The sequence below is a fragment of the Alsobacter sp. R-9 genome, assembly GCF_054612375.1.
In genome coordinates this window covers 234,377-242,367 of sequence record NZ_JBTSWJ010000008.1, presented here as the reverse complement: position 1 = coordinate 242,367, position 7,991 = coordinate 234,377, and the positions used below count along the sequence as shown (strand labels likewise).

General features: G+C 71.6%; 7 protein-coding genes. All 7 read left to right on the top strand.

The genetic code is table 11. From position 1 onward, the window contains the following. The first annotated feature begins 495 nt into the window (after nt 1-495). The 7 genes from ACX9GQ_RS14970 to ACX9GQ_RS14940 all read left to right on the top strand — a co-directional run bounded on the left by ACX9GQ_RS14970 (nt 496) and on the right by ACX9GQ_RS14940 (nt 7,724). The gene (locus ACX9GQ_RS14970; protein WP_459630356.1) at nt 496-1,548 is read left to right on the top strand and encodes an ABC transporter substrate-binding protein; all 1,053 of its coding nucleotides are present in this window, start codon (nt 496-498) and stop codon (nt 1,546-1,548) included. 11 nt (nt 1,549-1,559) lie between these two features. After that, the gene (locus tag ACX9GQ_RS14965) at nt 1,560-2,297 is read left to right on the top strand and encodes an ABC transporter permease (RefSeq protein ID WP_459630362.1); all 738 of its coding nucleotides are present in this window, start codon (nt 1,560-1,562) and stop codon (nt 2,295-2,297) included. Further along, a complete protein-coding gene (locus ACX9GQ_RS14960) occupies nt 2,281-2,976 on the top strand; it encodes an ABC transporter ATP-binding protein (protein ID WP_459630355.1) in 696 nt (231 codons plus the stop codon). Before ACX9GQ_RS14965 ends, ACX9GQ_RS14960 begins: the two co-directional genes overlap by 17 nt. 135 nt (nt 2,977-3,111) lie before the next feature. Next, complete coding sequence (locus tag ACX9GQ_RS14955; RefSeq protein WP_459630354.1) at nt 3,112-3,564, top strand: CoxG family protein; 453 nt, start codon at nt 3,112-3,114, stop codon at nt 3,562-3,564. Between the two features lie 267 nt (nt 3,565-3,831). After that, complete coding sequence (locus ACX9GQ_RS14950) at nt 3,832-4,326, top strand: (2Fe-2S)-binding protein (RefSeq protein WP_459630353.1); 495 nt, start codon at nt 3,832-3,834, stop codon at nt 4,324-4,326. 157 nt (nt 4,327-4,483) lie between these two features. Continuing rightward, nucleotides 4,484-6,850 carry a xanthine dehydrogenase family protein molybdopterin-binding subunit gene (locus ACX9GQ_RS14945; protein WP_459630352.1) on the top strand — a complete coding sequence of 789 codons (2,367 nt, stop codon included), beginning with the start codon at nt 4,484-4,486 and terminating at the stop codon, nt 6,848-6,850. A 70-nt stretch (nt 6,851-6,920) separates the two neighbouring features. After that, the gene (locus ACX9GQ_RS14940; RefSeq protein WP_459630351.1) at nt 6,921-7,724 is read left to right on the top strand and encodes an FAD binding domain-containing protein; all 804 of its coding nucleotides are present in this window, start codon (nt 6,921-6,923) and stop codon (nt 7,722-7,724) included. Nucleotides 7,725-7,991 lie beyond the last annotated feature (267 nt).

The following is a 7,991-nucleotide window of genomic DNA, read 5'->3' as shown; positions in this document are numbered from 1 at the left end:
GCGCGTCAACGACAATGATCCTCTGTTGAGGACAGCGATCCTGTGGATGCTTGGTCGGGGAGGCCCTCATCCCCCTCTGCTTCGCTCCGGGACCTTCTCCCCGCAGGCGGGGAGAAGGGGGCGCCCTTCCGGCGGAAGCCGAGCCCGGCGCCGACGTGGTTCACGCGCGCCGCAGCTTCCTTCGCCCCGCTCGCGGGGAGAAGGTGGCCCGCAGGGCCGGATGAGGGGCGGCACCCCGCAGGGCCGCGTGAGGGGCGGCGCTGCGAGCAGCCTGACGGGCAGGCGAGGTCCGGGGATTTCCGCAGAGGTCGCCGACGGGCAGGGGAGCCGTCGCGAGGACGGGACTTGCGAGGGGCGGCGCATTGGCGGAAGGTTCGGCCTGGGGCCCTTGTCGGATCCTGCTGCGTTGCATCCCGTGCGGCGTGGCGGGCCTCGAGACCGGGCCCGCGCGTGAGGCGGGGACGGCCGGGCCGGTCCTCGCCGGAGGACTTCGCCATGTCATCGTCTGACGCTCCCCGTTCCCCCACCGCCGTCACCGGCACCGCCCTTCGCGGAGCCAGCCGACGCGCCCTACTCGCCGGCGGCCTCGGGGCCGCCGCGTTCTGGGCCGGGCTCGCCGCCGCCCCCGGCCGCGCCCGCGCCGCCGAGGTGCTGAAGATCGGTGTCCTGAAGTTCGGAACCGTGTCGTGGGAAATGGACGTCATCCGCCGCCACGGGCTCGACCGGGCGAACGGGTTCTCGCTGGAGGCGGTGGAACTCGCCTCCAACGATGCGACGAAGATCGCGCTGCAGGCGCGCGCGGTGGACATGATCGTCAGTGACTGGCTGTGGGTGACGCGCCAGCGCAGCGAGGGCGTGCCGCTGACCTTCGTGCCGTTCACGACGTCGCTCGGCGCGGTGATGGTCGCGGAGTCCTCCCCGGCCCGCAGCCTCGCGGACCTGCAGGGCAAGGCCATCGGCGTGGCGGGCGGCCCGCTCGACAAGTCCTGGCTCATGGTCCTGGCGCTGGCGCGCCGGCAGGGCCTCGACCTCGCCCGCGCTGCCCGGCCCGTCTACGGCGCGCCGCCGCTGCTGGCCGAGAAGCTCGCCTCGGGCGAGCTGGACGCGGCGCTGCTGTTCTGGAACTTCTCGGCGAAGCTGGAGACGCAGGGCTTCCGCCGGCTGCTGCCGATGGAGGACGTGGAGAAGGCGCTCGGCGCCCGCGAGCCCGTCGGCATGGTGGGCTACACCTTCTTCGACGACCTCGCGCGCACCCGCCCGGCCGTCGCCGAGGGCTTCCTGAAGGCGACGACGCAGGCCAAGGCGATCATGCGCACCTCGGACGCGGAGTGGGAGGCGCTGCGCCCGCTGGTGAAGGCCGAGGACGAGGCGATCTTCCTCAAGCTGCGCGACCGCTTCCGCGAGGGCATCCCGGGCCGCCGGCCGGCGGACGAGCACGCTGACGCGGCGCGGCTCTACGAGGTGATGGTGGAAATCGGCGGCGAGAAGCTCGTCGGCCGCGCCACGACCCTCGTCGACGGCACGTTCTACCGGCCGCCGGGCTCGTGAGCCGGCCGCTGCTGGCGCGGCTCGCGTCCGCGCTGCTCCTCGTCGCGCTCTGGTGGATCGGCTCCCGCCTCGCGGGGGACCGGCTGCTGCCGTCGCCCGCGACGGTGCTGGCCAAGGGTGCCCGGGAGGCGGCGGACGGGACGCTGGCGGCCGCGGTCCTCGTGACGCTGGGGCGCGTCGCGGCGGCCTTCACGCTCGCCATGGCGATCGGCAGCGCCATCGGCCTGTGGCTCGGCCGCTCGGCGACGGCCGACCGGCTGCTCGACCTGTGGGTCATCGTGCTGCTGAACCTGCCGGCGCTCGTCGTCATCATCCTCGCCTATGTCTGGTTCGGCCTGAACGAGGCCGCCGCCATCGGCGCGGTGACGCTGACCAAGGTGCCGACCGTCATCGTCACCATGCGCGAGGGGGCGCGGGCGCTCGACCCGAAGCTCGAGGCCGTGGCGCGCGTCTACCGATTCTCCCGCCTCACCCGCCTCACCGACGTCGTGTGGCCGCAGATGCAGCCCTACGCGGCGGCGGCGGCGCGCACGGGCCTGTCGCTGGTGTGGAAGATCGTGCTCGTCGTCGAGCTGCTCGGGCGGCCGAACGGGGTCGGCTTCGAGCTGCACCTCGCGTTCCAGAACTTCGACGTGGCGGGCATCCTCGTCTATGCGTTGAGCTTCACCGCGGTGATGATCGCCGTCGAGATGCTCGTTCTCCAGCCGCTCGAGCGGCGGGCCAGGGTCTGGCGTGTCGCAGCCGTTTGAACTGAGGATCGCGCGCAAGGACTTCCGGACCGCCGGCGGGGCGACCGTGGAGGTGCTGCGCGAAGTGGCTCTCGACCTGCCGGCCGGGTCGGTGACGGCGCTCGTCGGCCCGTCCGGCAGCGGCAAGACAACGCTGCTGCACATCCTGCTCGGCCTCGACCGGGACTTCGAGGGCAGCGTCACGGGGCGGCCGGAGCGCATCGGCGTCGTCTTCCAGGAGCCGCGCCTGCTGCCGTGGCGCACCGTGCGCCAGAACCTCGACCTCGCCACGTCCAGCATGGGCGCACCGCCGGCGGACGCCGCGCTGCTCGCCGCGCTCGGCATCGCCGACGCCCAGGAGCGCTACCCGGCGGAGCTGTCGCTCGGCATGGCGCGGCGCGCCTCGCTCGCGCGGGCGCTGGCGATCCGGCCGGACCTGCTGGTGCTCGACGAGCCCTTCGTGTCGCTGGACGAGGCGACGGCGGCACGGATGCGCGAGCTCGTCGGCCGGGTGATCCGCGAGCGCCCCGTGACGACGCTCCTCGTCAGCCACGACCTCGACGACGCGCTCGCCCTCGCCGACCGGGTGGTCGTGCTCGCCGGCCGACCGGCCCGCGTCGGCCGGATCGTGGAGCTTCCCGCAGGGGAGGCGCGCGACCGGGCGGCACTGGCGACGCTGCGTCAGCGCCTTGCGGGCTGAGCGCGGGCGCGGGCGCCCATGCCGGCGCAGGGAGCCTCGTCCTACCGGCGGACTTGTCGCTCCCGGCGGGATGGGCTTTGATCCGGCCGACTCAGGCGCGGCTGCTCCGGCCGGCCCCTCTCAGGAGACCTCAGCATGGCCATGACCATGTCCGGCGACTTCGTGCTGCCGGCCGACAAGCCGACCGTGTGGGCCAAGCTCAACGACCCGGAGGTGCTGAAGGCCTGCATCCCGGGCTGCCAGTCCCTGGAGAAGACCAGCGACACCTCGTTCGCGGCCACCGCGAAGGTGAAGGTCGGTCCCGTCGGCGCCACCTTCAAGGGCAAGGTCAACCTCACCGACATCGACGCCCCCAACGGCTACCGCATCAGCGGCGAGGGCGAGGGCGGCGTCGCCGGCTTCGCCAAGGGCGGGGCGGTGGTGAAGCTCGAGGATGTCGAGGGCGGCACGAAGCTCACCTACGACGTCGAGGCGCAGATCGGCGGCAAGCTGGCCCAGCTCGGCGGGCGCCTCATCAACGGCGTCGCCAAGAAGATGGCCGACGAGTTCTTCGCCAACTTCGCCAAGGCGGTGAACCCCGTGGCGTGAGCGTCTCCGTGGCGCCCGGATTCGTCTGCTGCAGTGCATCACGACTGCGGCAAAACAAGCCAAAATCGCGCCAAAATCGGGGGTGATGCGGCGCCGAATGCCGCTTGACCCGCCATTTTTGGCGGTTCACACTCCCGATCCAGTCGAGAAGCCCGGCTGCGCTTCAGCCGCCCGCCGGGTCCGTCCCGATCCCGTTTCGCAGGCGCCGCCCCGGCGGCCAACAACGCGGTGCCGCCCGGCGCCGCCATCCTATGTGGAGGAAGAGGCATGGCTCAGGTCACCATGACGGTGAATGGCAAGGTGGTGTCCGGAAACGTGGACCCGCGCACCCTGCTCGTCCAGTTTCTGCGCGAGAACCTTCGGCTCACCGGCACGCATGTCGGCTGCGACACCAGCCAGTGCGGGGCCTGCGTCGTCCACGTGGACGGCCGGGCGGTGAAGAGCTGCACCACGCTGGCCGTGTCCTGCGACGGCGCGTCGGTGACGACGATCGAGGGGCTGGCCAACGGCACCGAGCTGCACCCGATGCAGGCGGCGTTCCGCGAGCATCACGGCCTGCAGTGCGGCTTCTGCACGCCCGGCATGATCATGACCGCGGTCGACCTCGTGAACCGCAAGGGCTCCCACCTCGACGAGCACACGATCCGCGAGGAGCTGGAGGGCAACATCTGCCGCTGCACCGGCTACCACAACATCGTGAAGGCGGTGGAAGCGGGCGCCAAGGCCATGGCCGGCGCCGGCCAGAAGGTCGCGGCGGAGTAAGCCGCGGGACGCGGCGGGCGCGGCACCGGAGCGCGGCGGCGGCGACGTCCCCGCCTGACCCGGTCCGCAGGCCCGCGATCCGTCCCCGGCACCGTCCCATCCCGCGACCCGACGTGAACCATTCAGGCCGCCTCGAAGCGGCCACCAGGAGGGAACCATGACATCGACCGGCGTCGGCGCCCCTGTGCGCCGCAAGGAGGACTTCCGGTTCATCACCGGCAAGGGCCAGTACACCGACGACATCAACCGCCCCGGCCAGGCCTACGCCTACTTCATCCGCTCGCCCCACGCCCACGCCACGATCAAGTCGGTCGACACCTCCGCCGCGAAGGCGAAGCCGGGCGTGCTCGCCGTGCTGACCGGCGACGACCTCGCCGCCGACAAGGTGGGCGGGCTCATCTGCGGCTGGATGATCCACTCGAAGGACGGCTCGCCGATGAAGGCGGGCGCCCATCCGGCGCTGGCGCAGGGCAAGGTCCGCTACGTCGGCGACCACGTCGCCGTGGTCATCGCCGAGGACTACGCGACCGCCCGCGACGCGGCCGAGGCCGTGGTCGTCGACTACGGCGTGCTGCCGGCGGTCGTCGACATGGGCGCCGCGGTGAAGAAGGGCGCGCCCGTCATCCACGACGTGTCTACGGACAACCGCGTCTACGACTGGCACCTCGGCGACAAGGCGGCGGCCGACGCGGCCTTCGCCAAGGCCAAGCACGTGACGAAGCTCAACCTCGTCAACAACCGCCTGGTGCCGAACGCGATGGAGCCGCGCGCGGCCATCGGCGACTACGACGCCGGCAACGACGCCTTCACGCTCTACACGACGTCGCAGAACCCGCACGTCGCGCGCCTCGTGCTCTCGGCCTTCATCGGCATCGCCCCCGAGCACAAGCTGCGCGTCATCGCGCCGGACGTCGGCGGCGGCTTCGGCTCGAAGATTTTCATCTACGCGGAGGAGACGGTCTGCGTGTGGGCCGCCAAGAAGGTCGGCCGGCCGGTGAAGTGGGTGGCGGAGCGTACGGAGGCCTTCCTCTCCGACGCGCACGGCCGCGACCACGTCACGCACGCCGAGATGGCGCTCGACGAGAAGGGCAAGATCCTCGGCCTGCGCGTCAAGACCCAGGCTAATCTCGGCGCCTACCTGTCGACGTTCTCGTCCTGCGTGCCGACCTACCTCTACGCGCCGCTGCTGTCGGGCCAGTACGACATCCCGGCGATCTACTGCGAGGTGGAGGGCGTCTACACGACGACCGCGCCGGTCGACGCCTACCGCGGCGCCGGTCGCCCCGAGGCGACCTTCGTCATCGAGCGCCTCGTCGAGGTGGCGTCGCGCGAGATGGGCATGGACCCGGCGGCGTTCCGCAAGCGGAACTTCGTGAAGAAGTTCCCGCACCAGACGCCGGTCATCATGATGTACGACGCCGGCGACTACACGGCCTCCCTCGAGAAGGCGCTCGAGATGGCCGACTACAAGAACTTTGGCAAGCGCAAGCGCGAGAGCGCCCGCAACGGCAAGCTGCGCGGCATCGGCTTCTCGGCCTACATCGAGGCCTGCGGCATCGCGCCGTCGGCGGCGGTGGGCTCGCTCGGCGCCGGCGTCGGCCTGTGGGAATCGGCGGAGGTGCGCGTCAACCCGGTCGGCACCGTGGAGGTGCTCACCGGCTCGCACTCGCACGGCCAGGGCCACGAGACGACCTTCGCCCAGCTCGTGTCCGACCGCCTCGGCATCCCGATCGACCAGGTGTCGGTGGTGCACGGCGACACCGACAAGGTGCAGTTCGGCATGGGCACCTACGGCTCGCGCTCCGGCGCGGTCGGCATGAGCGCCATCGCCAAGGCGCTCGACAAGGTCATCGCCAAGGGCAAGAAGGTCGCGGCCTACGCTCTGGAGGCCTCCGCCGACGACATCGAGTTCAAGGACGGCCGCTTCTCGGTCGCCGGCACCGACAAGTCGCTCGGCTTCGGCGAGGTGGCGCTGCAGGCCTACATCGCCCACAAGTTCTCCGGCCAGGAGCTGGAGCCGGGGCTGAAGGAGGGGGCGTTCTACGACCCGACCAACTTCACCTTCCCCTCGGGCGTGCACATCTGCGAGGTCGAGGTGGACCCGGAGACGGGCGTCACGAAGATCGAGCGGTGGACGGCGGTGGACGACTTCGGCCACGTCATCAACCCGATGATCGTCGAGGGCCAGGTCCACGGCGGCATCGCCCAGGGCGTCGGGCAGGCGCTCTTGGAAGGCGCCCACTACGACTCGAACGGCCAGCTCGTGACGGCGTCCTACATGGACTACTGCATGCCGCGCGCCGACGACCTGCCGTCCTTCGCGGTCGGCACCACGGTGACCCCGTGCCCGTCGAACCCGCTCGGCATCAAGGGCTGCGGCGAGGCCGGCGCCATCGCCGCGCCGCCGGCGGTGATCAACGCGATCACGGACGCGCTCGGCCACGAGGACGTCACCATGCCGGCCACCCCGCAGGTCGTGTGGCGCGCCGCCCAGAAGGCGATGCGCAAGCAGGCCGCCGAGTAACAACCAGCGGACCGGCCTGGGCTAGCCCCGCGCCGGTCCTCCGTTCTCATCCGCTTCGAGGAACGAACCCATGTATGCCTTCTCCTATGTGAGCCCGAAGACGGTTCGCCAGGCGGCCTCCGCCCTGGCCAAGGCCGAGGACGGCAAGCTGCTGGCCGGCGGCCAGACCCTGCTGCCGACCATGAAGCAGCGCCTCGCCGCGCCGTCCGCGCTCATCGACCTCGGCAAGGTCGAGGGCCTCTCCGGCATCGAGATGAAGGGCCGTGCCGTCGTCATCGGCGCGATGACGAAGCACGCCGACGTCGCCACCTCCGCGGTGGTGCAGCAGGCCATCCCGGCGCTGGCCGCGCTGGCCGAGGGCATCGGCGACCCGGCGGTGCGCAACCGCGGCACCATCGGCGGCTCCATCGCCAACAACGACCCGGCAGCCGACTACCCGGCGGCGGCGCTGGCGCTCGGCGCCACCATCGTCACCAACAAGCGCAAGATCGCGGCGGCCGACTTCTTCAAGGGCCTGTTCGAGACGGCGCTGGAGCCGGGCGAGATCATCGTCAAGGTGGCCTTCCCGATCCCCGGCAAGGCGGCCTACGCCAAGTTCCCGAACCCGGCCTCCCGCTACGCGCTGACGGGCGTCTTCGTCGCCAAGCGCGGCTCGGACGTGCGGGTGGCGGTGACGGGCGCCGGCTCCAACGGCGTGTTCCGCGCCGCGGCGCTGGAGGAGGCCCTGAAGAAGCGCTTCTCGCCGAAGTCGCTCGAGGGCGTGACGCTGCCGGCCAAGGGCCTCAACGGCGACATCCACGCCTCGCCCGAGTACCGCGCGCACCTCATCGTCGTCATGGCCAAGCGCGCCGTGGCGGCCGCGATCGGCAAGTAAGGGGACGGCCCCTCATCCGGCGCTGCGCGCCACCTTCTCCCCGCATGCGGGGAGAAGGTGCCCCGCACGCGCCGGGCCTGCCCGGCTCGTGCTCCAAAAGGGGCGGAAGCGGGCAACAGCCCGCGTCCGCTGGGCGGATGAGGGGCGGCTCGGCCGAAGCACGCCGCCGCTGCACATGGCTGCTCCACGGGGGCCGGGCTTGTCCCGGCCCCTTCGTTGTTTATCTGAGTTCCGGCCGCGCTCGCGGCACTGTAGCGTTCCGGCTGC